Source organism: Chelatococcus asaccharovorans (genome assembly GCF_003201475.1).
Taxonomy (GTDB): domain Bacteria; phylum Pseudomonadota; class Alphaproteobacteria; order Rhizobiales; family Beijerinckiaceae; genus Chelatococcus; species Chelatococcus asaccharovorans.
The window spans coordinates 302,766-329,101 of sequence record NZ_QJJK01000002.1; the positions used below are offsets into that span (position 1 = coordinate 302,766).

General features: G+C 63.3%; 26 protein-coding genes. 17 read left to right on the forward strand and 9 right to left on the reverse strand.

Translation table 11 applies throughout. The features are described from left to right. Positions 1 to 45: 45 nt before the first annotated feature. Genes C7450_RS05965 through C7450_RS05985 form a run of 5 tightly spaced genes read left to right on the forward strand, consistent with a single transcriptional unit; the run spans position 46 to position 4,269 of the window. Positions 46 to 927: a branched-chain amino acid ABC transporter permease gene (locus C7450_RS05965; RefSeq protein WP_170147087.1), complete on the forward strand. Its 882-nt coding sequence runs from the start codon at positions 46 to 48 to the stop codon at positions 925 to 927. A gap of 5 nt (positions 928 to 932) precedes the next feature. After that, positions 933 to 1,937, forward strand: a complete 1,005-nt coding sequence (locus tag C7450_RS05970) for a branched-chain amino acid ABC transporter permease (protein WP_170147088.1) — start codon at positions 933 to 935, stop codon at positions 1,935 to 1,937. Further along, positions 1,934 to 2,650, forward strand: coding sequence for an ABC transporter ATP-binding protein (locus C7450_RS05975; RefSeq protein ID WP_110373491.1), 717 nt, complete (start codon positions 1,934 to 1,936; stop codon positions 2,648 to 2,650). The genes C7450_RS05970 and C7450_RS05975 overlap by 4 nt, the downstream gene beginning before the upstream one ends. Beyond that, positions 2,643 to 3,341: an ABC transporter ATP-binding protein gene (locus C7450_RS05980; protein ID WP_110373492.1), complete on the forward strand. Its 699-nt coding sequence runs from the start codon at positions 2,643 to 2,645 to the stop codon at positions 3,339 to 3,341. Before C7450_RS05975 ends, C7450_RS05980 begins: the two co-directional genes overlap by 8 nt. 7 nt (positions 3,342 to 3,348) lie before the next feature. Then, positions 3,349 to 4,269 carry an amidohydrolase family protein gene (locus C7450_RS05985; protein ID WP_110373493.1) on the forward strand — a complete coding sequence of 307 codons (921 nt, stop codon included), beginning with the start codon at positions 3,349 to 3,351 and terminating at the stop codon, positions 4,267 to 4,269. 48 nt (positions 4,270 to 4,317) lie between these two features. On the opposite strand, the gene C7450_RS05990 is transcribed toward C7450_RS05985, so the two are convergent. The 5 genes from C7450_RS05990 to C7450_RS06010 all read right to left on the reverse strand — a co-directional run bounded on the left by C7450_RS05990 (position 4,318) and on the right by C7450_RS06010 (position 8,453). Next, positions 4,318 to 5,166 (reverse strand): amidohydrolase family protein, encoded by an 849-nt coding sequence (locus C7450_RS05990; RefSeq protein WP_170147089.1) that lies wholly within the window; start codon positions 5,164 to 5,166, stop codon positions 4,318 to 4,320. Between the two features lie 134 nt (positions 5,167 to 5,300). Beyond that, positions 5,301 to 6,188 carry a carbohydrate ABC transporter permease gene (locus C7450_RS05995; protein ID WP_110373495.1) on the reverse strand — a complete coding sequence of 296 codons (888 nt, stop codon included), beginning with the start codon at positions 6,186 to 6,188 and terminating at the stop codon, positions 5,301 to 5,303. Beyond that, the gene (locus C7450_RS06000; protein ID WP_110373496.1) at positions 6,185 to 7,183 is read right to left on the reverse strand and encodes a carbohydrate ABC transporter permease; all 999 of its coding nucleotides are present in this window, start codon (positions 7,181 to 7,183) and stop codon (positions 6,185 to 6,187) included. Before C7450_RS06000 ends, C7450_RS05995 begins: the two co-directional genes overlap by 4 nt. A 2-nt stretch (positions 7,184 to 7,185) precedes the next feature. Further along, a complete protein-coding gene (locus C7450_RS06005) occupies positions 7,186 to 7,524 on the reverse strand; it encodes a hypothetical protein (RefSeq protein WP_110373497.1) in 339 nt (112 codons plus the stop codon). A gap of 5 nt (positions 7,525 to 7,529) precedes the next feature. Next, positions 7,530 to 8,453 carry a DUF6772 family protein gene (locus tag C7450_RS06010; RefSeq protein WP_110373773.1) on the reverse strand — a complete coding sequence of 308 codons (924 nt, stop codon included), beginning with the start codon at positions 8,451 to 8,453 and terminating at the stop codon, positions 7,530 to 7,532. Positions 8,454 to 8,565: 112 nt separating this feature from the next. On the opposite strand from C7450_RS06010, the gene C7450_RS06015 reads away from it, so the two are divergent. Together C7450_RS06015 and C7450_RS06020 are read left to right on the forward strand one after the other, a co-directional pair. Then, on the forward strand, positions 8,566 to 9,342 hold the full coding sequence (locus tag C7450_RS06015) for a GntR family transcriptional regulator (protein ID WP_110373498.1): 777 nt from the start codon (positions 8,566 to 8,568) through the stop codon (positions 9,340 to 9,342). A gap of 22 nt (positions 9,343 to 9,364) precedes the next feature. Then, positions 9,365 to 10,720, forward strand: coding sequence for an extracellular solute-binding protein (locus C7450_RS06020; protein ID WP_170147090.1), 1,356 nt, complete (start codon positions 9,365 to 9,367; stop codon positions 10,718 to 10,720). A 180-nt stretch (positions 10,721 to 10,900) separates the two neighbouring features. On the opposite strand, the gene C7450_RS06025 is transcribed toward C7450_RS06020, so the two are convergent. Genes C7450_RS06025 through C7450_RS06035 form a run of 3 tightly spaced genes read right to left on the reverse strand, consistent with a single transcriptional unit; the run spans position 10,901 to position 14,259 of the window. Then, a complete protein-coding gene (locus C7450_RS06025; protein ID WP_110373500.1) occupies positions 10,901 to 11,899 on the reverse strand; it encodes an NADPH:quinone reductase in 999 nt (332 codons plus the stop codon). Between the two features lie 12 nt (positions 11,900 to 11,911). Continuing rightward, positions 11,912 to 13,699 carry a gamma-glutamyltransferase family protein gene (locus C7450_RS06030; protein ID WP_110373501.1) on the reverse strand — a complete coding sequence of 596 codons (1,788 nt, stop codon included), beginning with the start codon at positions 13,697 to 13,699 and terminating at the stop codon, positions 11,912 to 11,914. A 41-nt stretch (positions 13,700 to 13,740) separates the two neighbouring features. Beyond that, entirely contained in the window at positions 13,741 to 14,259 is a 519-nt protein-coding gene (locus C7450_RS06035) for an Lrp/AsnC family transcriptional regulator (RefSeq protein ID WP_110373502.1), read from the reverse strand. Positions 14,260 to 14,453: 194 nt separating this feature from the next. Between C7450_RS06035 and C7450_RS06040 the strand changes: the two genes are divergently transcribed. The 9 genes from C7450_RS06040 (at position 14,454) to C7450_RS06080 (ending at position 23,763) form a co-directional block, all read left to right on the forward strand. Then, the gene (locus C7450_RS06040) at positions 14,454 to 15,512 is read left to right on the forward strand and encodes an ABC transporter substrate-binding protein (RefSeq protein WP_110373503.1); all 1,059 of its coding nucleotides are present in this window, start codon (positions 14,454 to 14,456) and stop codon (positions 15,510 to 15,512) included. A 52-nt stretch (positions 15,513 to 15,564) separates the two neighbouring features. Continuing rightward, positions 15,565 to 16,653: an ABC transporter ATP-binding protein gene (locus C7450_RS06045; RefSeq protein ID WP_245449497.1), complete on the forward strand. Its 1,089-nt coding sequence runs from the start codon at positions 15,565 to 15,567 to the stop codon at positions 16,651 to 16,653. After that, positions 16,646 to 17,551: an ABC transporter permease gene (locus C7450_RS06050; RefSeq protein WP_110373505.1), complete on the forward strand. Its 906-nt coding sequence runs from the start codon at positions 16,646 to 16,648 to the stop codon at positions 17,549 to 17,551. Before C7450_RS06045 ends, C7450_RS06050 begins: the two co-directional genes overlap by 8 nt. Before the next feature lies 1 nt (position 17,552). Beyond that, the gene (locus tag C7450_RS06055; RefSeq protein ID WP_110373506.1) at positions 17,553 to 18,407 is read left to right on the forward strand and encodes an ABC transporter permease; all 855 of its coding nucleotides are present in this window, start codon (positions 17,553 to 17,555) and stop codon (positions 18,405 to 18,407) included. Next, positions 18,404 to 20,164 (forward strand): M28 family peptidase, encoded by a 1,761-nt coding sequence (locus C7450_RS06060; RefSeq protein WP_110373507.1) that lies wholly within the window; start codon positions 18,404 to 18,406, stop codon positions 20,162 to 20,164. Before C7450_RS06055 ends, C7450_RS06060 begins: the two co-directional genes overlap by 4 nt. A gap of 12 nt (positions 20,165 to 20,176) precedes the next feature. Continuing rightward, positions 20,177 to 20,968: an SDR family NAD(P)-dependent oxidoreductase gene (locus C7450_RS06065; protein ID WP_110373508.1), complete on the forward strand. Its 792-nt coding sequence runs from the start codon at positions 20,177 to 20,179 to the stop codon at positions 20,966 to 20,968. Then, on the forward strand, positions 20,968 to 21,978 hold the full coding sequence (locus tag C7450_RS06070; protein ID WP_110373509.1) for a ketopantoate reductase family protein: 1,011 nt from the start codon (positions 20,968 to 20,970) through the stop codon (positions 21,976 to 21,978). The genes C7450_RS06065 and C7450_RS06070 overlap by 1 nt, the downstream gene beginning before the upstream one ends. Before the next feature lie 103 nt (positions 21,979 to 22,081). Beyond that, positions 22,082 to 22,948: a sulfurtransferase gene (locus tag C7450_RS06075; RefSeq protein ID WP_110373510.1), complete on the forward strand. Its 867-nt coding sequence runs from the start codon at positions 22,082 to 22,084 to the stop codon at positions 22,946 to 22,948. 41 nt (positions 22,949 to 22,989) lie between these two features. Further along, complete coding sequence (locus C7450_RS06080) at positions 22,990 to 23,763, forward strand: VOC family protein (RefSeq protein ID WP_170147091.1); 774 nt, start codon at positions 22,990 to 22,992, stop codon at positions 23,761 to 23,763. A gap of 217 nt (positions 23,764 to 23,980) precedes the next feature. Here the strand turns inward: C7450_RS06080 and C7450_RS06085 are convergent, their stop codons facing one another. Next, positions 23,981 to 24,667 (reverse strand): GntR family transcriptional regulator, encoded by a 687-nt coding sequence (locus tag C7450_RS06085; protein WP_210206377.1) that lies wholly within the window; start codon positions 24,665 to 24,667, stop codon positions 23,981 to 23,983. A gap of 162 nt (positions 24,668 to 24,829) precedes the next feature. On the opposite strand from C7450_RS06085, the gene C7450_RS06090 reads away from it, so the two are divergent. Further along, positions 24,830 to 26,332, forward strand: a complete 1,503-nt coding sequence (locus tag C7450_RS06090) for an ABC transporter substrate-binding protein (RefSeq protein WP_110373513.1) — start codon at positions 24,830 to 24,832, stop codon at positions 26,330 to 26,332. The last annotated feature ends 4 nt before the right edge of the window (positions 26,333 to 26,336 follow it).

The window sequence follows — 26,336 nt, forward strand, 5'->3', positions numbered from 1 at the left end:
CGATGCGCGCGGGACTGCGTATCACGGACCATGTTGGATGGGGCAATGTCTAACGCCAACCTGATCATTCTTCTGTCAACGCTCTCAACAGGCCTTATACTCGGCGCGATCTTCGCCCTGGTCGCGGCGGGCGTGACGATCGTCTATGGCAGCATCTGGATGCCGAATGCCGCCAATGGACAGTTCTTCGTTCTGGCGGCACTCTTCGGCTGGACGATGACGGTCGGCTGGGGGCTCAGTCCCTGGGTCGCCGCGCTCCTCGTGATCGGCCTGTCCGTACCGCTCTCGTATATTCTCGAAATACTGCTGATCCGTCGTTTCTACGACGTGCCGAACCGCAATATTTCCTATTTTGTCCTGAGCCTCGGCATCACGCAGATCCTCGCAGGGATCTATGCGATCACCTACGGGCGCTGGAGCGATCAGTTCCAGCTCCCGCCGCTTGTCGGCGGCATCACGCTGATCGGCCCCTTCCCCATCGCCAACAACCGGCTCATGGTTCTGGCGATCGCCCTGGCCATCCTCGCCGCGCTCTTCATCCTCCTGCGTTTCCACCGCTATGGCCGGGCGCTGCGCGCCGTCTTCCAGAACCGGGAGGCGGCCACATTGCGCGGCGTCAACGTCCGAGCCATCTACAGCCTGTCCTTCATCCTCGGCAATGCGGTGATTTTCGCCGGCGGCGTCCTCTTTGCACTCGCCTATTCCTTCGATCTCACCGTCGCCTGGACGATGGCGATCACGGCCTTCGCCATCATGATCATCGGCGGGCCCGGCTCCGTGCTGGGTGCCGTCGTGGTCGGCATGGTATTCGGCTTCACGCAGGCGATCGTCTCGATTTTCGCAAGTCCCACCATCGCGGCCTTTTCCTATCTCGGCGCGATGCTGCTGATCCTGCTTTTCAAGCCCTCGGGGGTTTTCGCACGATGACGGCTATGCCTGCCGAAAACACACCGCGCGGCCTTGCGGTTCACTGGCCCCTTGCCGCCTTCACCGTGGCCGCCGTGCTGGTGCCCACACTTCTTTCGGGCAACCGCTATCTCGCCTTTGTCGCCGGCATGACGCTGCTTCACATCCTGTGGGCGACCGGCATGAACCTGCTCTATGGTTACACAGGGCTCATGCCGCTGATGTTCGCGGGTCTTGCCGGTATCAGCGCCTATTTCGTGGTGAACCTTACATCGATCGGCTGGTCGTTCTGGCTGGCCTTGCCTGTCGGGACGCTCGCGGCGTCTGTCGCCGGCACGATCCTCGGACTGCCGTCTCTCCGGCTTAAGGGGTTTTACTTCACGCTGTGCTCGCTCGTCATCCAGACCGTTATCACGCTCGGCTTCGTTTATTTCGCCAGCATCACGAACGGCGACACCGGCATCTCACAAATACCGCGTCCCTCGATCCCCGGCGGCGGGGAGCTCACCGGCCTCGGCTATGAAATCGTCATTGCCGTCATGGCCGCGATCGGCATTGCGGTTCTGATGCTGATCGTACGCTCGCCCTTTGGGCGCCGCCTTGCGGCGATACGCGAGGACGACGGCCTTGCAGAGACGCTCGGCATCAACGTCACCTACCAGAAACTGGCCGCCTTCTTCATAGGCTCCCTCTATGCGGGTGTCGGCGGCGCGCTCTACGCTCCCTATATCGGCTTCATATCGCCGCGGTCGTTCGATGTGCTGATCTCGATGAATATCTGGCTGATGGTTGCGTTCGGCGGCCGCGGAACGATCTGGGGTCCGGTATTCGGCGCGATGCTGCTGGCGCCCATTCCGTTCCTTTTGCAGGATTACTATACCGTGAAGGATATCCTCTATGGCGTCCTGATCATTGCGGTCACCATCCTCATGCCGGGAGGCCTCGCGAGCGGCTTCAGGCGCAAGGTGCCGAAAGCGGCAGTCGCGCAGGACATCCCCGCGCGTCGGCTCGACCCGAGGAGGGCGGCATGAGCGATGTCCTTCTCGACGTCAGAAGCTTGTCGAAGCGCTTCGGCGGTGTCGTCGCCCTGCGCAGCATCGATCTGACCCAGTATAGCGGCGAGACATTGGGGATGATCGGTCCGAACGGCTCGGGCAAGACGACCTTCGTCAATTGCATTACGGGCCATCTCAAGCCTAATTCCGGCAGTGTCGGCTTCAGCGGCCGGGCCATAACGGCACGGAAGCCTTTCGAGCTCGCCAGGGTGGGTCTCACGCGGACCTACCAGGCCGTGCGGATCTTTGGCGAACTCACCGTGGCGGAGAACATCGCGATCGCGATGGTCGATGCCGTCGATCCGGTGTCGCCGGAGCGCTACGCGGAGCTCGCCGACTGGCTGAGAATTGCCCATCGCTTCCAGACACAGGCCGGCAGTCTTTCGCTCGATGAGCAGCGCCGGCTCGAACTCATGATGCGCCTTGTGCAACAACCGAAGCTCATCATGCTGGACGAACCCGTCGGCGGTCTGTCCTCCAGCGAGGTCAGGGCAATGATCGCGCTTCTTGCGGAGCTGAAAGCACACAGCACGATCTTCATCATCGAGCATACGATGAAGGTGATCCGCGAATTGGCCGACAAGGTCGTCGTGCTGCTCGCTGGCGAGAAGCTGGCGGAAGGTGCCCCCGCGGAGATTCTTGCGGACCAGCGGGTGATCGATCGGTATCTGGGGGGCGGAGATGCTTGAGGTTGCTAACCTGACTATCCGCTACGGCCCTTTTCTCGCGGTCGATGACCTGGCGATGAATGTCGGTGCCGGAGAAATCGTCGGAATTGTTGGTCCCAACGGCGCCGGTAAATCCTCCGTGGTCAAGGCGATCGGTGGGCTGGTGGCGCCGAAGACCGGTGCGATCACCTTTGATGGACAAGACCTGCTCGCCGTTCCGCCCTACCAACGCATCACCCGTGGCCTGTCGATCGTGCCGGAGGGGCGCGGGCTGTTCCCCCGCATGTCGGTTGAGGAGAACCTCGTCATCGGCGCCGATGCCATAGGCGACCGCGCGCGGCGGGATCGCAACCTCGATCGCTGCTTTGAGCTGTTTCCCATTCTCAAGGAGCGCCGCTGGCAGGCGGTCGGTACGCTCTCCGGCGGACAGCAGCAGATGGTCGCCGTATCGGTCGGCCTCATGGCCGACCCCAGGCTCCTCATCCTCGACGAGCCATCGCTTGGCCTGGCGCCGATCGTCATCGGCGAGATCGGACGCGCGCTCAGGCGCCTGCGCGAGGAGGGCCTGACGGTCGCGCTGTTCGAGCAGAATGCCAAACTCACCTGCTCGGTGGCCGATCGCATCTATATTCTCGCAACAGGCGCCGTCCGCTATCACGACAATGCCGAGACGCTGCTGCAGAACCCCGAAATCCTCGATCACCTGATGTGAGCAACCCATGTCAGCGCCAGCGAACACCCTGCCCATCGTCGACGCCCATCATCATATCTGGCGGCAGAAGGACCTCACCTGGCTGCAGGGCCCAAGCCAGCCCCGCATCTTCGGGGACTACGCGCCGATCAAGCGGGATTACCCGATCGACGAATATCTGACGGACATCGCAGGGACGGGGGTCGTGGCCTCGGTCTATGTGCAGACCAACTGGCCGCCGGGCGGTGCCCTCGCCGAAGTCGAATGGGTCGATGCGGAGGCGGCGCGCACCGGCTGGCCGCAGGCTATCGTCGGCTACGCGGATTTCCTCGACGATGAGGTCGTGACCCTGCTCGCGGCCCAGGCCCGTTTTCCACGTGTCCGCGGGATCCGTCAGCAGATTCATTGGCATGAGAAGACGCTGTATCGTTTCGCGGATCGGCCTGACATTGCCGATGATCCACGCTTCCGGCGCAATCTGGCAAGGCTTGCCGACCACGGCTGGCTTTTCGAATTGCAGATCTTCACGTCCCAGATGGCCTCCGGCGCACGGCTTGCCGCGGCACTCCCGGACATCACCTTCGTCCTCGAGCACGCCGGCATGCTGGAAGATCTTTCAGATGCCGGCAAAGCCCGCTGGCGGGATGGCATGCGACGGCTTGCGGATTGTCCCAATGTCGCGACCAAGCTCTCCGGCCTCGGGACCTTCGTCCATCGCAATGACGCCGCGCTCATCGCCGAAATCACCGCGGAAACCGTCGCGATCTTCGGTGCGGAGCGCTGCTTGTGGGGTTCGAATTTCCCGATCGAGAAGCTCTGGACAGATTATCCCAGTCTTGTCCGCTCCATCCGCGCGGCGGTGGCTGACTTGAGCGAGGGCGAACAGCGTGCCATTCTTTGCGACAACGCAGCGCGTCTCTATGGCCTTGCCGTCGCGTCGGAAATCTGACGGGTCTCTGCGCTGCGGGACGGAGCTGGTAAAGTTCGGCAGCCGCACTCACAGACGCGCAACTGCCCCGGCCGCCGGAAACAGCGTGCGCGCCGTCGTGCCGAGGATCGCCGCACGCCCGGCCGCGTCGAGGTCCAAGCGCCGCATAAGGCGCTGCAAACGCAGGAAACTGTCGCCGTAACCGCCATGAAGCGAGGCGACCGGCCAGTTCGAGCCGGCGATAAGCCGCCCCGGCCCGAAGACGTTCAGGAGATGGCCGAGGAACGGCAGGATCGCTTCATCCGCAAGCCCTGCCTCCCCTGCCTCATGGAAGTCGCAGACCTTGCAGACCGCAGAGGTCTCACGGGCCAGCCGCTCCATCCAGCCGGCCCATGGGAACAAGACGCCGCTCGCCACCGGCGGATTGGCGGCATGATCGATGATGGCGCGTAATGCGGGACGTCGCCGGAGCGTATCGAAGACCTCCGGCAAGTGCCCCGGCCTCGCGAGAATTTCGACGATGAGATCGCGCCGCATCAGGCGATCGAGCAGGATTTGCGTGTCGGGCGCATCGAGCCAGCCGGGCGGCATCACCGGCAAAGGCAGCCGCAAACCTGCAAAGAGCGCGTTGCTCATCCAGCGGTCGAGACGCGCCTCGACATCGTCCGTGGCCGGGTCGAGAAAGCCCACGATGCCGGCGACGGGCAAGGCGCCGCGCCGCGCCTCGGCAAAGAGCCGCTCCGTCTCGTCCGCATCCTGCGCCGACGACACGAGCACGACACCGGACACCCCGGCATCCCGGCATAGGGGCGCCGCATCTGCCAGCCCGAACGCCCGATCGAGCCGCGGAAAGCGCTGGCGGATCCTGACGGGGAAGCCATCGCCAGGCGTCCAGCAATGGAGGTGGCAATCGATCATCACAGACCTTCCGCAGTGGGGGTCGCAAGCGCGGCAACGGCCAAGCCGAGGGGCATGCCGGAAACGATCCCGCATCCACGGACAAAGTGCGTGGCGGCGTGATGGGATCAAGGGGGCGGCCGTCAGCCTCCCCGTCACCCCTTCACGGCGCCGGCGGCCAATCCACCGACGATGTAACGCTGAAAGATCAGCGCAAGCAGGAATGGCGGCAACGCCGTGAGAACGCCGGCGGTCATGACATAGTCGAACTGGATTGATGCCGTATCGACGAAGCTCGCGGTGACGACGGGAAGCGTCTTGCTGGCTGTCGTCTTGGTGAAGACGACCGCAAAGAGAAATTCGCTCCATGAGGCCATGAATGCGAGGATGGCAACGCAGGTCAATCCAGGACGGGCCAGCGGCAAGACCACATAGCGCATGGTCTGCCAGCGTGTCGCCCCATCGATGACGGCTGAGTCTTCCAATTCGACGGGCATCGTCTTGAAATAAGCCTGCAGCAGCCAGATTGAGAACGGCACCGTCAGAATGCAATAGGCCGCGATGAGGGAGAGCGGGGTATCGATGAGGCCGAAATTGCGCATCAGCAGGAACATCGGCACCACAAGCATGATGGGGGGAAGCATGCGGCTGCCGAGATAAACCATCAGCAGCGGCAACGACCGCCTGACGTTGAGGCGCGAGAAGGCATAGGCCGCAGGCGATGCGATCAGCAGGTTGGCGAGCGCGACGCACAAGCCGACGGTCAGGCTGTTGATCATCGCGGGAAAGATATCGAAGACGGCCGGCGCCCTGTTCTGCGCGAAGGCGATGTATTCCGGATCGCCGATGCCGAAAATGGTCGCATAGTTGCGCAGTGTCGGCGCCTGCGGAATGAAATGAGGCGGCACCGCCAGCATCTCCGCCTCCGTCATGAGACTGGTCGCGACCATCCAATACACGGGCGTGAACATGAACAGGAAGAAGAGCGCGGCCGCCGTCATGAGGCCGCAGGTTCGCAGGATGTCTGTCCGGCGAGAGATCATCGGGCCAACTCCCCGCGCTTCCACAAAAGCCTGATGTAGATGATCGACAGAGCGAAAGTCGTCAGCGCGATCAGATAGGCATAGGCATTGCCGCGTCCGAAATCCGCGAAGTTGAACGTCGTGACATAGGTCAGCCACGCCAGCACCGTCGTGCTGTCGCCGGGTCCGCCGCCGGTCAAGACGTAGATGATATCGAAGGTCCGCAGGGCCACCATGGTCTGCGTGATCAGCACGAGCAGGAGCGAATGGCTCAACCACGGCAGGGTAATCGCCGCGAAGCGCTGAAACACGTTGGCGCCATCCATCCGGGCCGCCTCATAGAGTTCGTCCGGTATCGTCTGGAGGGCTGCCAGAACAACGAGCGAGACGAAGGGAATGTGATTCCATGCCTGCGCGACGATCAGCGCCGGCATCGCCGTGTTCACGTCCGTGAGCCAGGAGCGATAGTCATCGAGCACGCCGGCGCCAACGAGCACGGCGTTGATGAGCCCGTAGCGCCCATCGAGCAGCCACTGCCAGATGAGGCCGTTGACCACTGGCGGGACCGCCCAGGGAATGAGGATGATGGCGCGCAGCAGCGCCCGGCCGGGAAAGACCTCGTTGAGGAGCAGGGCCAACAGCGTTCCGAGGACGATCGTCATGGTGATCGAGCCGAGCGAGAAGAGCGCCGTCGTCTGTGCGGCTCTCCAGAACTGCTCGCTGCCGAGTATGGATATGTAGTTATCAAGCCCGATGAAACGAAATCGCGCCGGCTGCCACAGGTTATACTGGTGCAGGGAGAGCAGGAACGAATAGATGATCGGGTAGAGAACAAAAGCCAGCAGCAGCAGGATGGCCGGCGTGTTGAGAGCAAAGAACAGGAAGGGCTGGGGCTCGCGTGGCGCCACCCATCGTCCCGGACCGGAGCGTGCCCGCGCGAGGCTCCACATCTTCCCGGGCTGGGCGTTTGTCGATCTGGCCAATGCTGGAAACGGATGCTCGCCCTTGACCGCCATGCTCAGCCTCGCAACGTGAGGTAGATGATGGCCTTCATCCGGGCGCCGTCCGGACCGTCCACCCGGCCGTTGAGCCGGAGCCAGGGCCCGACATGACTCAAGGGCAGCGACAGCAGCCCTGCCCGGTCCAGCGTGACAGGTCCCGCCTCGTGCGGGCACCAGGTCAGCCCCTCCGGGGAGATATCGGCCCTGACCGCCAGGGTGGCGCCCGCATCGGCTTCAAGCACATGGATGAACCAACGGGCCTCCGCCGCCCAGGCGGTTTCATAGGGCTCGGTCTGGAAATCGCCCGATAGCGGAACATTGCGTTCGATAACGGCCGTGAAAGCGCGAGGGAGCATCGGAATCACCAATCGACGGAGACGAGGACCGAATCGAGGAACAGGAAGTTGCGGACAGCCCTATGGGTCTTCACATCGATGGTGAAGTTGAGCAGGCGCTCCAGGCCCCAGTATCCATGCTCGAAACGTGGCACCGGAATGGCGCGGAGGTCCATGATCTTGTCGTTGACCTGAAGCTCCACATTGCGCCCGGCTTCCGTATCGAACAGATAGCGGAGATAGTGCCAATTCAACTTGGTCGGCACTTCGTTGTAGCACAGGGCCTGCTGGCCGTCGGGCACATCCGCCCAGTCGTCGGGATGCGCCACGTGATAGTCCTGGACGGGCGCACCCCCGCTCTTCTCCATCAAGGTCGTTGTCTGCACGGAGGTCTTGTAAAGCCACTTCCGCGTAAGCTCTCCGGACGCATTCGTGTTCTGATAGCGCAGAGAGCAATGATAACGCCGGCCGTATTCGCGGTCGCAGACGTCGTTTCCGATCGTGAAATCGCCGAAATCATAGACGCTGGGATCCACATTACCATCGGACACCTGATGGTCGGGCCTCGCGCCGATCCACTGCTCCGCCTTGAAGCAGAAATAGGTCTCGAATTGCACGAGGCCGGACTTGACCGACGTCGCGCGCTTGATGGCAAGCGCCATATGATTGGGCCGCGGTCGCGTGGCAAGCTTCAGGGCATAGGTCCCGCTTAGCGGACCATGCGTCCCGATGTCGAAGAACGAACATGTGCTGAGCTGCGGCGGACGCATATCGGCAAGGACCGTGCGCACATGATCGAGATCACCGTCATGGTTGCCGATGAGTTCGCACCAGCCGTTCACGCCGCAGTCGAAATCGTCATGAAAGAGGATGCGCGGCAGCGGATTGAACCGGCTGAGGGCAGGATTGGCGGCAACGAGCGCCGAGCGAAGGGCGGCAGCATCAGGCATGCGATTGTCCATCGGGAAGGGATACACCGCAAGGAAGCTAGCGCCACGCATACTTGTATGCAAGAACACAAATAATCTTGTATGCTTATTTTTCACGTGCTAAAACACAGCCATGATCGCCACCCCCCTCCAGACACCCGCATCGGCCTCCGTTTCGGAGGAGGTCTACCGTGCCATTCGCGGTGCTATTCTCGACCTCACGCTCGAGCCGGGGAGCACTATTTCCGAGAATGCGCTGGCCCGTGAACTCGGCGCTAGCCGCACACCCGTTCGCGAAGCCATCCAGAGGCTCGAGCGCGACCGGCTGCTGTTCGTGTTTCCGCAACGCGGCACCGTTGTCGCGCCGCTGGATCTCGACGAGTTCCGCTCGGCCTACTTCGTCCGCTCCTCACTTGAATGCGCCGCCGCTGCTGAGGCGGCCCGGCTCGCCGGGCCGGCCGACGTGGCCCGCCTGCGCCAGCATGTCGACGCGCACACGGCCGCGCTGGCTGTCGCGGACGAAAGCACCTTCTTCGCGCTGAACGATGCCTTCCACCTGGAGATCATGACCATTGCCGGTGTTCCCAGCGTCTGGAGCGTGGTGCAGAACGCGAAGGTGCATCTGGACCGCGTGCGTATCGCCCATCTGACACGCGCGAGCACTTACCCCCTCGCGCCGATCGTCGAGGAGCATCGCCAGCTTGTTGCGGCGATTGCAGCCGGCACGCCGGATGAGGCGGCGGCCGTCATGCATGCCCATATCGCCAAGGTGCTGCATCGCGTCGACCTGTTGCGGGATCTGCGGCCGGAACTGTTTGAGATGCCCCGCGAACTCACCGCGCAGATCAGAACCATCTCCGGCCCGGCCGCGGCCGGCCGGCGCCTGCATTCCAACGATAAATCACAATGACTCGTCTATTTGGGAGGAGCCCATGTATCACGATCCACGGAGGCCTTTGTCACGCCGCCGGCTGATCCAGATTGCCGCCGCCGGTGGGGCACTTGCCCTGGCGCATCGGGCCAATGCCCAGGACCGCAACGCGCCCGCCTCCCTCAAGCGTGGCGGGACAACCCTGCAGATGCGCGCCTGGGAGCGCTATCCGGCCGCCGACATCCCGGGCCTCAATCGCTATCTCGACGCGACACCTGGCCTTTCCATCGAATGGGTGAGCACACCCTATTCCCGCTACCGCGACCGCATGATTGCGGAATTCATTTCGCAGGCTCCGCTCGACATCGTTCAACTTCCGGAAAGTGAAATCGCCGCCTGGGCCGACAGCGGATGGCTCAAACCCCTCGATGGCACCCCCGGCCTCGATGCACTCCTCGCGGCAGCCACACCGGCGGCGCGAGAAGGGGTCAAGGGCGTCGACGGCAAGGTCTATGGCCTGCCCTATCTAAGCGATGCCTTCGGCCTGGCCTATGATGAGGACACATTGCACAAGGCCGGCTTCGACAAGCCCGCGCGCAATCTCGATGAACTCAAAACCCAGATGCTCGCCATCAAGAAGGCAGGCATCGACGAGTTTCCGCTTAGTCTCGCCATGAAGCGTCAGCCCGGCAACTTCTGGAGCCTGTGGGCCACCGTGTACGCCTCCGGCGGGGACATGTTCGACGCCGAGAATCAACCCGTTTTCGACAAGGCCGACAATCCGCTGAAGGCGATCCTGGAGTGGTACGCCGCGGCGCTCAACGAATGGAAGATCGTCGGCCAGGAGGATATGCAACGTGACTGGGGCGCGTCACGCACCGGCATTCGCACGGGCATCGTCAAATTCGGCTACATGGCCCAGTATGCCCTGGCGGAATTCAACGTCTGGCCGGATTCAAAAGTCGCCGGACGAATCAAGATGGCACTGGTGCCTGGCCTCGGTCCGGAATGCATTGCAACGGTCAGCTACGCTCATAGCGTCGGCCTCGCGGCAACGACAAGAAATCCGGATCACGCGTGGAATATTCTCAAATACTACGCCGGAACCGACAAGGACGGACAGTTCACCTTGCCGCGGGAGCGCCTGCTCGGCGAGGGGGGCCGCTCCCCCTATCCCGCCCTCTATCAGGACGCGGCGGTGAAGGAGCTCGTCGCCAAGATGACCGGCGGCGATGACGGCGACTTCCAGAAACTCTCGCGCCTGTCCCGTCTGCGCCAGGCGACCAAGACCGCATGGTACGCGGAGTGGGAGCTCTTCATGATGGCCCAGTTCCAGGAGGCCATGATGGGTCGCACGGGCATCGCCGAGGCGATCAAGAAGTCGGCGGATGAGGCCCGCCGCCTGGCCAAGGCCTGACGATCGGAAACCGATGCCATTATCTCTTGGGGACGCGGCCGCAATCCCGGAGCTGACCCGCGTGGATGGGATCGTCCGATCCCATCTACCGCCATGCGTTCGCCGATTGTGTATTGAAAAGCGATTGGCCCGCAACAAGCGGACTTGTTCGGGGCCGCGGGAGACGATCGACCGGACCCTTCATTCGGAGCATTGCAGGACGATCTTGCCGCTCATGCCCTTTTCCTGGGCTCGATGGGCATCGGCAATGGCCGCGAGCGGCATGTCCGTAGCAATCGTCGGGCGCAAGCTGCCCGCCTCAAGCATGGTTGTTATGTGGTCGACCGCCGCACCAATACTTTGCGGCGACAGGATATAGTTCGACACGAGCCGGATCAGGGCAGCTTTTCGCTGGAGAGCGTAATAGGGAATCACGGGGTTGGGCTGGCTCGTCGACGAATAGCTGACGATCATTCCGCCGGTCGCAATGACGCGCATGTCGAAATCGATGTTCGCTCCAAAATCGACCTCGATCAGCCTGTCGATCCCGTCTGGACAGGCGGCCAACACGGCCTCATCAGCATCCGCGGCGCGCGTGTCGATCACGCACTCCGCCCCGCCCGCGCGGGCGATTGCCGCGCGCGCATCTGAACGCGCTGTCGCAATCACCTGTGCGCCCGCGGCGCTCGCCATCTGGACCGCAAGCTCGCCGACCGCGCCTCCGCCCCCCTGCACAAGGACTGTTTTGCCGGCAACGGGCCCGTCCGCGAAGACGGCAAAATGCGCCGTGATGGCGGGAACGCCGAGGCAGGCCCCGACGCGGTAATCCACCCCGTCCGGAAGCGGTGCAAGATTGGCGACCGGCACCGCAAGCCATTCCGCAGCGGTCCCATATTCAATCGTTGGACGCAGAAAGGTTCGGCCCGGAACGCTCCACAGCCAAGCGCGGCGACCGACCCAGGGCTGTCCGACCGCATCGGCCGCGGCGACAACCTCACCCGCGCCGTCACAATGTGCGACGATCCTGTGGCCGGGCCACGCCGCGCCGCCCCAGCCGGCCCTGCGTTTGACATCCGATGGATTGATCCCGGAGGTTGCGACGCGCATCAGCACCTCGCCGGGGCGCAAGTCCGGCTTCGGGATGTCACCTATTGTCAGGACATCGGGAGAGCCAAAGCTGTCAAAGAACGCCGCGCGCATGGTTTCCTCGCCTCAACGGCCAATGGCCAGCCCTTGCATGCCCCTGGGGCCCGAGGCCGCCCGCAGGTGCCGGCCCTCGCGCGAGGCCGCGGACAAGCGCCCCTCGCTCCAGGCCGGGCCAACGCGCACCACATGACCCCTTGCCCGGAGTTCGTCGATCGTCGCCGAAGGCACATTCTCCTCGACCACGAGCAGCCCGGGTTCGGCCTGACGGGGCCAGAACGACGCCGGAAAATGCTCGCTGTGCCAGGCCGGCGCATCGATGGCCTGCTGCAGGTTCATGCCGCCATGGACGACCCGCAGGAAATACTGCAGGTTCCACTGGTCCTGCTGGTCGCCCCCCGGCGTACCCCAGGCGAGCCAAGGCTCGCCGTCACGCATCGCGAATGACGGCGTCAGCGTCGTGCGCGGCCGTTTTCCCGGCGCGAGTGAATTCGGCAGGCCACGCTGGAGCCAGAACATCTGCGCGCGCGTGCCGAGCGGAAAGCCAAGCCCCGGAATGACGGGCGAACTCTGGAGCCAGCCACCGCTCGGCGTGGCCGAGATCATGTTGCCGTCGCGGTCGATGATATCGAAATGCACCGTATCCCCACGTTCGGCGGGAAGGTCCGCCAGGGTCGGCTCCCCGGCCCCCTCGACTGCGGCAGGAACGGCAGCATGCGCGACGACGGGAATGGGCCGTCCGAGCTCCCCCACCTGGCCGGGACGAAGCGCGAGGGATGCATGCTCGCCGATCAACGTCCTGCGCGCAGCATTGTAGTCCGCCGATAGCAAGACCTCCAGCGGCACCGCAGTAAAATCCGGATCGCCATAGAAGGACTCGCGATCGGCGAAGGCGAGCTTCGCCGCCTCGACTTGCAGATGGATGAAATCCGCACCGCTGGGATCGAGGCCGTCAAGCCCGAATCCGGCCAGCAAGGCCAGTTGCTGGAGAAGCACCGGCCCCTGGCTCCAGGGCCCCGTCTTGTACACCGTGTAACGGCCGTAGTCGTAGCTGACCGGCTCCTCCACATGGGCCTGCCACCCTGCCATGTCCTGCCCTGTCAGCAGGCCGGGATTGCGGCGGCCCGACACGTCGAATACCCGCTCCGTCCGGCAAAACCGATCGATGGCCTCGGCGATGAAGCCCTGGCTCCACACGCGCCGCGCACGCTCGATCTCCTGCTCACGGCTGCCGCCCGCGGCCTCGCGGAGAACGCGGGCATAGGTGCGCGCCAAGGACGTGTTGGCGAAGAACTCGCCGACCTTCGGCACCGCATTGTTGGGCAGGAAGACTTCAGCCGAGCTCGGCCAATGCTCACGAAAAAGGGAGGCGACGGAGGCGATGCCGGCGGCGATCCGGGGAATGACAGGCACGCCGTGTTCCGCGTAGTAGATAGCCGGCGCAAGAACCTCCGCCAAACGCAGCGTGCCATAGTCCCGCAGCAACAGCATCCATGCATCGAATGAGCCGGGGATGCAGGCTGCAAGCAGCCCGGTGCCGGGCACGAGATCGAGCTCCATCTGCTCGAACGCCTCGATCGTCGCCGCTGCCGGCGCGGGCCCCTGCCCGCAAATGACGTCGGTGCGCCCGGAGCGGCTGTCGTGGACGATGATCGGCGTGTCGCCGCCCGGCCCGTTAAGATGCGGTTCGACGATCTGCAAGGTGAACGCCGTCGCCACCCCGGCATCGAACGCGTTCCCGCCGCGCTCCAACATCGACATCCCGACGGCGGTCGCGATCCAGTGCGTCGATGTCACCACACCGAAACTGCCTTCGATCTCAGGGCGCGTGGTGAAAGCTGGCGCGCGTGATGGCATCGCTGAACCCTTGCCATGAAGAATGGGAAACGCGTGGAACGTCAGGCCTCAGCCGCCTCCTGCAGCGGCTCGCGGGCAGCGTCCGCCCCATCGAGATATTCAAACCAGTCGCCCCAGGTCCACGTGCTCTTGAGAACCTCGGCGAGCTGGCAGGTTTCTATGCTGGTAATCGCCGGAATGCGCTGCGGCAGCTCTTCGCTGACGAAGCGGTGAAGGTCGCGAGTATCGCGGTGCAGCGTCTGGATGAACAGATCGACCGATCCGAAGGCGGACCCCACAAAGCGCACATTGGGATAGGAGGAGAGGATCATCCCCGCCTCCTTCACATGTCCCGGCTTAACGCGGATCAGGATCATCGCATAGACCTCGACGCCGAGTGCGAGCGGACTACCGACCGCCGTCACGCGGATGAGCCCCTCTTCCTGTAGTCGCGTCACGCGGAACCGCACTGTTCCCTCGGAAATATCGAGCTCGCGCGCGATATCCCGAAAGGTCCGTCGCCCATCACGGGCCAGGGCGGCGACGATCCGCCGGTCCAGTTTGTCCAATGGTCCGGGCACTCCGGGCTCCTATTTTGCCACGCTCAAATTTTCGGCGGTCCGCTCACGTTATATGCGCAGATCGTCTCCATCACCACATTGACGACCGTCATCAATCGACATATCATTTTCGCATTCCGCAATAACACGCAACTATTTTTACGCAAAGCGTAACGGACTGACATCACAGTCACCCATAACAGAGGGGACGGGGAATGAAGGTGTCTCGCATCATCGCGATGGCCAGCGCCGCGCTCGGCATCGGCTTGCTCACATATCCGGCCAAAAGCGCCGAGCCCACGGAAATCACTTTTTTCATCTGGGCCGGTTCGAACCAGGGCATCGTGCCGACTGAAGTCATCGAGAAATATCGGAAAGATCATCCGGATGTTAAGATCAACATCCTGGAATCGAATAATACGATCACTTATCCCAAGATGGTCGCGGCCTATCGCACCACACCGGACAAGCCGCTGGTTCATTGCGGGTTCTTTAACGTCGATTCGATCACCAAGGGTGATGTCGAGGGTCTATGGGCCCCTCTCGACCCGAAACGCGTGACGAATCTGGCCAATATCGAACCGAAATACGCCCGCCCCGATAACAAGGGCACGCCTTATATGATGTCCGGCATCGGCATTCTCTATAACAAGAATGTCGTGAAGGAACCGCCGACGACATGGGCCGACATGTGGGACCCCAAGAACAGGGGCCGCATCACGATGTTCGACTATGACAACCGCATGCTCGTGATTGCAGCACGGCTGAACGGCGGCGGCGAAGACAATATCGACCCCGGCTTCAAGGTCTGGTCGGAGAACGCCAAGAATTTCCGCGCTCTCGTGGACTCCAATGATGCCGTCAAGAACCTCCTTGTCTCAGGCGATGCATGGATGGCCCCTTGGTTCTCGGGCCTGTCCTATGTCTGGATCCGCGAAGGCGCTCCCCTCGGCTTCGCCATTCCGAAGGAAGGCACGATCGGCTTTCCGCTGTATCTCAGCATGGTCCAGGGCGTGAATCCCGCGCAGAAAGCCGTCTGCGAGGACCTGATCAACGCGTTGATGTCGCCAGCCAATGCCGGGCGTTATTCAAAGCTTACTTTTGCGGTATCGCTGGTGAAGAACGCCACGCTCGATGACGAGCAGAAGAACGATCCGCTGCTGAACGCGGAACTTGCCGCGACCTCCATTCCCTTCGACTACGGCTCCATCGGCCAGGATGCCGCGGAATGGCGCGAGCGCTGGGACCGCGAGGTCAAGTTCAAACTCCGTTGAGATAAGCCGGGCGGCAGACGCCGCCCGCACCCACGGCGACAAGGAATGCCACGTGACCTCCGACGTTGAATTCCGCAATGTCTCGAAATTCTTCGGGACCCATGCCGCAGTCGACAACATTTCTTTCTCCGTACCGGCCGGGAGCTTTTTCTCGCTTCTCGGCCCCTCCGGTTGCGGCAAGTCCACCACGTTGCGCATGACGAGCGGATTCGAATTTCCCGATCGCGGCGACATCCTGATTGCGGGTGAGAACATGGCCGGCATTGCCGCCTATCGGCGCCCGACGAACATGGTCTTCCAGCGCTGGGCGCTCTTCCCGCATATGACCGTCTTCGACAACATCGCCTTCGGGCTGAGCGTCGAGCGGCAGCCGCGCGACATCATCCGTCGTCGCGTCGGCGAGGCGCTGGAACTCGTCGGGCTCACACAATTTGCATCACGCAAGCCCCGGCAACTCTCCGGCGGCCAGATGCAGCGCGTTGCGCTGGCACGCGCCCTGGTGAAGCGCCCGAAAGTCCTTCTGCTCGACGAGCCGCTCGGCGCGCTCGATCTCAAGCTGCGCATGCAGATGCAACTGGAGTTGAAACGTATTCAGCGCGAGGTCGGCACCACATTCATCTATGTCACCCATGATCAGGGCGAAGCGCTGACGATGTCCGACCAGATCGCCGTGATGAACAACGGTCGCATCGACCAGCTTGGCTCACCACAGGAGATCTATGACCATCCCGCCACGCGCTTCGTGGCGGGTTTCATCGGCAATGCCAATCTGCTCCCCGTCCAACTCGCCGCAGAAGGCGCCGGCCGGAGTGCTGGAATGGCAACCGTGTCGATGGGGGGCTTTACCTTTCCGACACAGATCGCGCAGGAGCCGACCGGCGACAAAGGCTGGATCGTCATCCGCTACGAGCGCATCCGCGTCGGCGACGCCGCCCGCGCCATGCCGATCCGCACGCAGGCCCGCGTGCGCGACGCGATCTTTGCCGGCTCGACAGTGCACTATGTCATGGCGATCGAGCCGGCCGGCACAGAGATCACCGTCGAGACCGGACATGACGGCCTGTCCAGCCCGCTCATGCAGGGCAGCCTCGTCGACATCGGTTGGGAGCCGGGCGTGACGCGGCTGTTCGGCGATGTCTGAGGCAGCCACGGTCGATCTCGCGGCGCGCGGCCTCGCCGCACCGAAAGCTCGCGGCGAATGGCGCCGACGTGCCATGCCTTGGCTCATGCTGGCGCCGAGCCTGGCGTTGATGCTCTACGCCTTCGTTCTGCCGATGCTCACCTTCTTCGAGTATTCGTTCTATACATTCCGGCGCGGAAAGCTCCTCGACGAATTCTCGCTCACCACCTATCGCCGCTTCCTGTTCGATGCCTACTACCAGACCATCGTCCTCGATACATTGTGGATGGCCACGCTGACAACGCTGCTGGCACTCGCCATCGGCTACCCGCTGGCCTTCGCCCTGTGGCGCCTCGAGCGCCCCTGGATGAAACGATGGCTGTCCTTGATCATCTTCTCGCCAATCATCGTCAGCGTCGTCGTGCGCTCCTACGGCTGGATCGTGCTGCTGGCGGATCAGGGACCCGTGAACTGGATCCTGAAAACGTCAGGCCTCGCGGCCGAGCCGGTGACCCTCGTCTTCAACCTGGTCGGGGTCGTCCTCAGCCTGGCCCATGTGTTCCTGCCCTTTGTCGTCTTCCCCATCTATTCCTCGATGAGCCGGATCGACCCTGCCTTGCGCGAAGCGGCGATGGATCTCGGCGCCGGCTGGCTGCGCACGTTCCGCAGCATCACCCTGCCCTTGACCCTGCCGGGCGTCGTCGCAGCCGTGCAGATCGCCTTTACCCTCGCCCTCGGTGCCTTCGTCACGCCGGCCATGCTGGGTGGCGGCCGCGTGCTGGTTCTGCCACTACAAGTCTATAATGCCACAGCGGAGATCAACTGGCCGGTTGCAGCCGTCGGCGGGCTCGTCCTTCTGGTGATCGCGATCATCGTGGTCGCGCTCTGCAACCGTCTTCTCAAATACAGCGAGGCGTGAGATGCAGGCTGCAGCATCCGGCATTCGAATACGCTACCTTTTTCTCTGGGCATTTACGCTGCTCGGTGTTCTGTTCATCATCGCGCCACTCTTCGTCGTGGTCGTGAACTCCTTCTCGTCGGTCGCTTATAACGTCTTCCCGCCGGAAGGCTTCTCCCTGCGCTGGTACCAGAACCTCGCCGGCCAGGCGGCGTTCTATGCGGGTGCCTGGCGCAGTCTCGTTCTGGCCACACTGGCCACCCTCGGCGCGTTGATCATCGGAACCATGGCGGGCTACGCTCTTGTGCGCTATCGCCTGCCCATGCCGAACCTGGTGAAGGCTTTCATGCTGTCACCCATCGTCATGCCGAAGATCGTCCTCGGCGTGGCGCTGTTCATGTTCTTCGTGCGCATTGGCACCCTGGGCGGTTATTCGAGCCTTCTCTTCACCCACATGCTCGTCGTGCTGCCCTTCGTGATCTCCCTGATCGCCGCGGCTCTGTTCAGCTTCGACTGGACGTTGCAGGAGGCCGCGATGGATCTCGGCGCCGGTCCGTTGGAGACCTTCTTCCGGGTGATACTGCCGGAGATTTCGGTTTCCGTCGTGGTTGCCGGGGTCTTCGCCTTCGTAACCTCCTTCGACCAGGTCGAGACCACGCTCTTTCTCGTCAGGCCCGGCGATAATACGCTGCCCGTCGAAATGTTTCTTTACCTGCAGAAATGGCAGGATCCGACCATCGCGGCCCTGTCGACGGTTCTCATTCTCTTTGCCGTCGCCATCATCGGCGGGCTCAGCCTTGTTCTGCGCGACCAGAAGCTACCGCTCGATGTGGGCGGCTCTCGAACGGAAACCACGGCAAAGGAAACGACGGCATGAGCGCCCCTTCACTGAAAGCCGTCACCGAGGCCGTCGACGGCCCGTTGATGATGCGCCATATGCGTCTCTTCGATCGCTATACAAAGGTCGCGGGGACGCCGACCGAACTTGAAAGCCTGCGCTACTGCGAAGGTGAAATGAAGTCTTACGGCTTCACCACAGAGATCATCCTCCATGACGCCTATATCAGCATTCCCGTCAGGGGCGAGGTCATTCTCGACGGGCGCGCGTTGCGCGCCATCACGCATTCCTTCTCGCGACCGTCACCCGCCGCCGGCCTCACGGCCGAGGTGGTCGATCTCGGGTCGGGAACCGCCGCCGATTTCGCGCGCCAGGATGTCACCGGCAAGCTTGTACTGATCGACGGCATCGCCAATCCCGCCGCCGCGCTACGCGCCTCGCAGGCCGGCGCTGCCGGCCAGATCCATGTCAGTCCGCACGAACACCTTCACGAGATGTGCGTATCCCCGGTCTGGGGCAGCCCCACGCATGAGACGGTCGATCGCCTGCCGAAGACGGTCATTGTGCAAATCCCATTCGACGAAGGGCAGGCGTTACGCCGCCGGCGACAGGAAGACCCGTCGCTGCAGGTCACCGTCCACGCCGAGGTCGATACGGGATGGCGTAAAACGCCGATACTGGTCGCCGATCTGATGACCGGGCCGGAGCCACAGGAACAACCTTACATCTTCTATACGGGCCATCACGACACCTGGTATTACGGCGTCATGGACAATGGCGGCGCCAATGCCACGATGATGGAAGTGTCCCGGATCGCGGCGCTTCATCGGTCCGCCTGGCGGCGGGGCCTGCGTGTCGTCTTCTGGTCCGGCCACTCCCAGGGGCGCTATTCCAGTTCGTCCTGGTATTCCGACAAGAATTGGGAAGACATCGACGCCCGCGCCCTGGTTCACGTCAATGTCGACTCGACCGGCGGCCTCGGCAATACTGTCGTCGGGGACACAAGTTGCGCCGCTGAACTGCGACCCCTCGCGGCCGAAGCTGTCATGGCCTACAGCGGCCAGACGTTCAACAACAGGCGCCAGAGCCGCGCGGGCGATCAGTCCTTCTGGGGCATCGGTGTTCCCGGCATCTTCCAGAACATGAGCGAGCAGCCGGCTTCCCCGGATGCGGAGACGAATGCCTCCGCCTCGGTGTTCGGCGGCGGCAACCGCGTCGGCCACGGCACGGGATGGTGGTGGCACAATCCGGCGGACACCCTGGACAAGATCGATGAAGCGATCCTCGTCCGCGACACCAAGATCTATATGCACGCCGTGTGGCGGCTGCTCACGGACAGAATTCTGCCGCTCGACTATGCGGAACATGCCCGCTATCTCGCCGCGACTCTCAAGGAGTTGCAGGATGCGGCAGGCTCTCGCTTCGACCTTAGCCTGCTCATGGCGCGCGCGGCCCGGCTGGAGGCGCTGGCGAGCCAGCTCAACGCCCTTTCGCAGACGGCCGATGAAGGAAGCGCCGAGACCATCAACGCGACGCTGAAGGCGGTCGCCCGCGCGCTGGTGCCGGTGGACTACACGGAGAAGGATCGCTTCACCCAGGATCCGGCTCTCGCGGTTGGGGCCTATCCCGGGTTGCAGCCCATCCGGCAATTCGCGACGCTCGATCCCGACAGCGACGCCGCCAAATTCCTGCATGTCGGCATGATGCGAGCCCACAATCGCACCGCGACGGCCCTGGCGGAGGCTATCCGGGCCATCGAAGCCTGCCTTCACACTCTCGGCGCCACTGCGCGATAGGACGACATTGCCATGCTTCTGGACGGTCAGACGGCGTTCATCACCGGCGGCGGCGGTCGCCTCGGCCGGGCCATAGCCCGCTCCTGCCAGCGGGAAGGTGCCGCGGTTGTCATCGCGGACCTGAACCTCGCCGCGGCGAAGGCGGTCGCGGCGGATCTCGCCTCATCCGGCCGCACGGCCGCGGTCGCGGGCGACGTCTCCCGCAAGGACGACGTCCTGCGCATGGTCGATGAAGCGGAGGCTGCGCTCGGCCTGCCCGACATTCTCATCAATGCGCATGGGATCTTCCCGAACATCCCGGTTCTCGAGGTCGAGGTCGACGACTGGGACCGGATCTTTGCGATCAATGTGCGGGGGACAATGCTCCCGGTGCAGACGTTTGCGCAGCGGTGGATCGACAGGGGCGTCAAGGGCTCGATCGTCAACCTGTCGTCGGGCGCCGCGACGTCAGCCCGGGCGGGCGGCGCCGGATATAACGGCTCGAAAGCGGCCGTCAGCATGATGACTGAGGTGATGGCGATCGAATTCGGGCCGCACGGCATCCGCGTCAATGCGGTGGCGCCCGGCCTTGTGATGGACGAGGTCTGGGAGAGGGACAGCGGCGCGGATCTGCATCCCTATGCCGAGCTCATGCTGCGCGGCACCCCGCTCGGACGCACAGGACACCCGGACGATATCGCCGAGGCCGTCACGTTCTTGGCCTCGTCCAAGGCCTCGCCTTGGACGACCGGGTCGATCCTCAAGGTCACCGGCGGCTCGCACTGCGGCCGCACGCACATGCCGCTCTCAAGGAACATGCGGTGATGGCCTCCCCCTTCGTCATCATCGGTGCCGGGGCGATCGGCAGCATCGTCGGCGCGCATCTGATCCGCTCCGGTCACGACGTCGTCTTCATCGAGGCCAACGCGGCCCATGCGGATGCCATCAGGCGCGACGGCCTCAGGATCAGTGGCCATCTCGACGCGGTGGTCCGGCCCGCTGTACACGCGCCGTCAGCCTATGACGGACCGATGGAGCATGTGCTGCTCGCGGTGAAGTCGCGCGACACGATTGCCGCCCTCACGCCCTTCGCCGATCGCCTTGCGGCCGGCGGCTATGTCGTTTCACTGCAGAACGGGCTTGAGGAAGACAAGATCGCGGCCATCATCGGCAGGGAACGCACGATCGGCGCCTATCTCACGTTCGGCGGCTACTACAAGGAACCCGGCCATATCGTCTATGGCGGGCCCGGCAGTTTCAAACTGGGCGAGCTTGACGGCCGCGAGACACCGCGCGTCTTGGCGCTGCAAGCGGCCTTCTCCGCACAGCAGCCCATCGATGTTACGAACAATATCTTCGGTTATCTCTGGTCGAAGATAGCCTTGGGATCCGTTTACTTCGGCACGGCCATTGTCGATGCCCCTGTCCTTGACATCTACGACGACCCGCGCGCGCGGTCGATCCTGGCGGTCCTTGCGGGAGAAGCCGTAGGAGTGGCGGATGCGAGCGGTGTCCGGACCGAGAACTGCGACGGCTTCGACCCCAAGGCATTCCGGCTCGATCAGCCTGCCGACGAAACGGCACGGGCCGCGTCCTGGGACGCCCAGCGCGTCTATTGGCGGAGCCATGACAACACGCATACGGGGGTCTGGCGGGATCTGAAGATTCATCGCCGCAAGACAGAAGTGGAATTCCAGGTCGGAGCCGTCATTCGCATCGCCGACGACGTGGGCGTGCCTGTGCCGCATCTCAAACGCCTGAAAATGATCGTGGAGAGCATAGAGAACGGCGAACGCACGCAGGATTGGGGGGCGCTTTACGACATCGTAGCTTGACCACAGCCCTCCGCGCCGCGAACCTGTGAATCTGGAGACATGACCGCCCTTTCCTCCAGACGATATATGATATATTCGTTGGCGCGAACGGAGGGTGTGTGGCGTGGAAAGCTTTCTCGTTGAGCCGTCGTGGCTCGAAGCGAAGCTCGGCTCGGATGATCTGGTCGCGCTGGATTGCGCCTGGTTTGTGCCGGAGGCCGGCCGCAGCGGGCTGGACGCTTTTCGGGCGGAACATATTCCGACGGCGCGCCACTTTGATCTCAATGTCGCATCGGATGCGGCCTCGCCCTACCCCAACATGATGCCGAGCCTGTCCCAGTTTGCGGCCGTTGCCGGTGCGCTCGGCATCGACAATGCCACGACGGTGGTCATCTACGACGCAGGCTATGTATCCGCGCGCGTGTGGTGGATGTTCCGCCGCTTCGGCCATGAGAAGGTCTACATTCTCGACGGCGGCTTGCGCCGCTGGAAGGCGGAAGGCCGGCCGCTCGAGAGCGGCGAGCCAGCACCTGCTGCGGCCAGGACCTTCGAAGCCACGCCGCCGGTCACCGATATAGCCGGCTGGGTCGACGTGGCCGTCGCGCTGAGCGAAGGCACGGCCCAGGTGGTCGATGCCCGCACACCCGAGCGCTTCTCCGGCGCTCTGCCGTCGGGCTATCCAGGCCTTGCGCCGGGACACATGCCCGGCGCCGTCAATCTGCCCTGGACGACCATGCTGCATCAGGACGGCGATTACCGCTTCAGCTCTCCCGAGGAAGCGGAAGCGGCCTTCCGCGCGGCCGGCGTCGACCCGGACCAGCCGATCATCGCGACATGCGGTTCCGGCGTCACCGCCGCCGTGCTGGCCTTCCAGCTCCTGCGCATGGGAAAGACGGATTGGACGATCTACGACGGCTCCTGGAACGAATGGGGACGCCGCAGCGACCTGCCGCGGGAATCCCTCGGCACGGCGGACAATGCCAACGGCTGAGCCGTCCGCCGCCTTTCCTGTGATTGCCACGAGGAGCCACCGTGAGCGCTGCCTTCGACCATCTCATCGTCCTCGTGCATGATCTCGACGCGGCCGCGCGAGATTTTGAGAAGCTCGGCTTCACGATCAGCGAGCGTCACGACAGTGTCGCCGGATCCATGGAGAACCGCTTCATAAGTTTTGCGGATGGCTCCTACCTGCTGCTCAGCGCCTTTGCCGATCCTGCAGCGGCCGAGAAGCACCGGCTTGGCCCTCTCCTGCAACGCGGCGAGGGCTGGGCCGACTATTCCTTCGCCATCGCGGGCATCGAAGAGATAACAGCTCAGCTCCAGGCGCAGCATGCGCCGATACGGGGGCCGGTGCAGGTCTCCAATACGGTCGCCAGTGGCGAGAACTGGTCGCTCGACCTCCTGATGACGGGTATTGGCGCAGGCGGCGACGACGCCCTGCCGTTCATCGTCGAGGACCGCGCAGGGCGCATGCATCGCATTCCGGCCGCGCCCCATCACCGCAACGGAGCGACCGGCATCGCCGGCGTGAGGGTAGCGACCCCTTCAGCCGATACGGTGATCCAGACCCTGCAGGCCATCCTCGGCGAAGCGATCGCGCTCTCGCGCACAGAGGCGCATGGCCGTCCGGCGACGCGGCTGTCCTTTGGCACGGGTTGGGTCGAGGTTTTCGAGGATCTATCCGTCAACAACGGAACGGGCGGCCTCTTCGAGGCGGTCATCGCCACGCCGATCGCCCAGCAGGACCCCGATCCCAAGCTCACGCATGGCGCGGCCATCCGTTTCGTGGTTCCAGCAGGCAGTTGAATAAAGGCTTTGCAAGCCGCCCGCGTGTCATCCCCGGCGAGATTGGCAAAGCCAATCGAGGGAAGGGGATCCAGACATATCAAGCGCTTGACGCGTTGCCCTGGATTCCCTTCCCCTCGGGCCCTACGGCCCTCGGCCGGGAATGACACCGCCTCAAGGAAGCGCTGAGCTTTTCAAAAGCCTGTTAGATAAAGCAAGTCCGTCTCGACGAAAGGACTCACGCGGCGCTGGAGCTCTCGCGCGCGTTGATGGCGGCAAGGACGCGCTTGGCGCCATCGTCGATCGCACGCTCGATCGCCGCCCGTGCATCGCCGGCGGATCGCCGACGCAGGGCGTCGAGGAGCTCGTTGTAATTGACATGGACCGTCAGGGGCCGGCGTTCCTCCGGATAGAGATAGTTGAAACCGGGGCCTGCGCGCAGCCACAGCGTCTCGATGACGCTGATCAATGTCGGCATCGCGGCCGCACTGTAGAGAGCAAAGCGGAATTCCTTGTTCTTCATCAGGGCGGCGTGGGGCTCGCCGGCAGATTTTGCGGCCAGATATTGCGCCAGGAGCTCTTCCATCCGCGCGATATCGACGGCGGTGATGACAATCGCGGCTTTTGCCGCCGCAAGTCCCTCGACCGCCTTTCGGACTTCCGAAAGCTCCAAATATTGTGCAGCATTCAGCGCGGGTACGCGGAAGGATTGGGCGGGCTCGGCCGTGAGAATGCCCGTCGCGGCAAAGCGCACGAGCGCCTCCCGGACAGGGGTGATGCTCATCCCCAGCGTATCGGCAAGTTCCTTGGTGACAAGGCGCGTGCCAGGCTCCAGGCGCCCTTCGATCAGAGCATTGCGGAGTTCTTCTTCGACGTAGCCGACAAGGCTCTTGCGCGGCGCCGCGCTGAAGGAACCAATGCTCACAATGCCCTCATGCTTTGCATAGCTGCCTGAATTTTTACCATGGCACCCTCGCCGCTCACACCTTGTGCATCTCGGATATATCATATATCGTCACAACACTCACAGACTTTTCTGCCTTTTGTCGCGCAGCTTGCTGCAGCCACCAGAGAAAAGGTCACCGTCATGAGACAATTGAAAGCGTTTGCCTTGGCGGCGGCTGTGCTGCTGTCGACCTCCACCGCCTGGGTGCAAGACAGTTTGGCCCAGAGCAGCCAGATCACGATTGCACGGCCGGTCTCGACCACCGCAATGGACCCCGGCTTCCTCCGCGAAGCGGCGACGATCGTCGACAACATCTTCGACACGCTGGTCATGCGGGACAAGTCGATGCAGCTTGTTCCCGGGCTCGCCGAGTCCTGGAAGCCAATCGACGACACCACCTGGGAATTCAAGCTCCGCCAGGGCGTCAAGTTTCACAATGGCGAGGATTTCAACGCGGATGCGGTGAAATTCACGATCGATCGCATCATCGATCCTGCGGCGAAGTCGCCGACCCTGTCCTACATCAGGACCGTCGCAGGCGTTGACGTCATCGACCCCTACACAGTGCGCATCAGGACGACCGAGCCGGACCCGCTCCTGCCCACGCGCATGAGCCGTTACCCCGCCTATATCGTGCCGCCGGGCTATGTGAAGCAGGTCGGCAACGACGGCTTCGCCACGAAGCCCGTGGGTACCGGGGCCTACCAATTCGTCGAGTTCATCCCCGATCAGCACGTCAAGCTGAAGGCCAATCCAGGCTACTGGCGCGGCAAGCCGGCGATCGAGCAGGTGACGTGGCGGGCCATCCCCGACGGAACGGCACGCATCACGGCGCTTGTCACCGGCGAAGTCGATCTGATCGAGGGCGTGCCCGTCGATCTCGCGCCGATGATTGCGGGCAGCAGCGATGCCGACCTCGTCCAGGTCAAGAACGGCGGCCTGACCATCTATCTCGGCCTCGTCATGAAGGACAAGCCGCTCGACAACGTGAAGGTCCGTCAGGCCCTGAACATGGCGATCGACCGCAAGGGTATCGTCGACAACATCCTCAAGGGCATGGCGACGCCGAAGGGCACGCAGGTCGGCCCGGCCGACTTCGGCTATCTCGACATTCCTCCACCCGCCTATGATCCCAAGAAGGCCAAGGCGCTGCTCGCAGAGGCCGGTTTCCCGGATGGCTTCCGCATCAAGATGCAGTCGACCCTGCGCTACATGAAGGACGGCGAGGTCGCCCAGGCCATCGCGCAGCAGCTCGGCGACATCGGCGTGAAGGTCGACCAGGAGGTGCTGGACTGGTCCGTCTATGTGCAGCAGGTGCCACGCAAGGGGCCGATCTTCATGCTTGGCTGGGGTTCGACGCAGACGCTTGATGCCGATGCCGCGGTCTATGCCATCCTGCGGACCGGCGAGCCCTATTCGACCGCGTCCATCCCCGCGCTCGACAAGCTTCTCGACGAAAGCCGCAAGATTGTCGATCCTGAGGCGCGCAAGAAAGTCCTCCACGCTATTCAGGAGCTCTCCGCCGAGCAGGTGCCTCTGATTACGCTGTATCAAGAGGACTCGCTCTATGGCAAAGCAAAGAGCCTTAATTTCGAAGGACGGCCCGATGCGCGCATCCCGGTCTTCGAGATGAGCAAGCGCTGAAGAC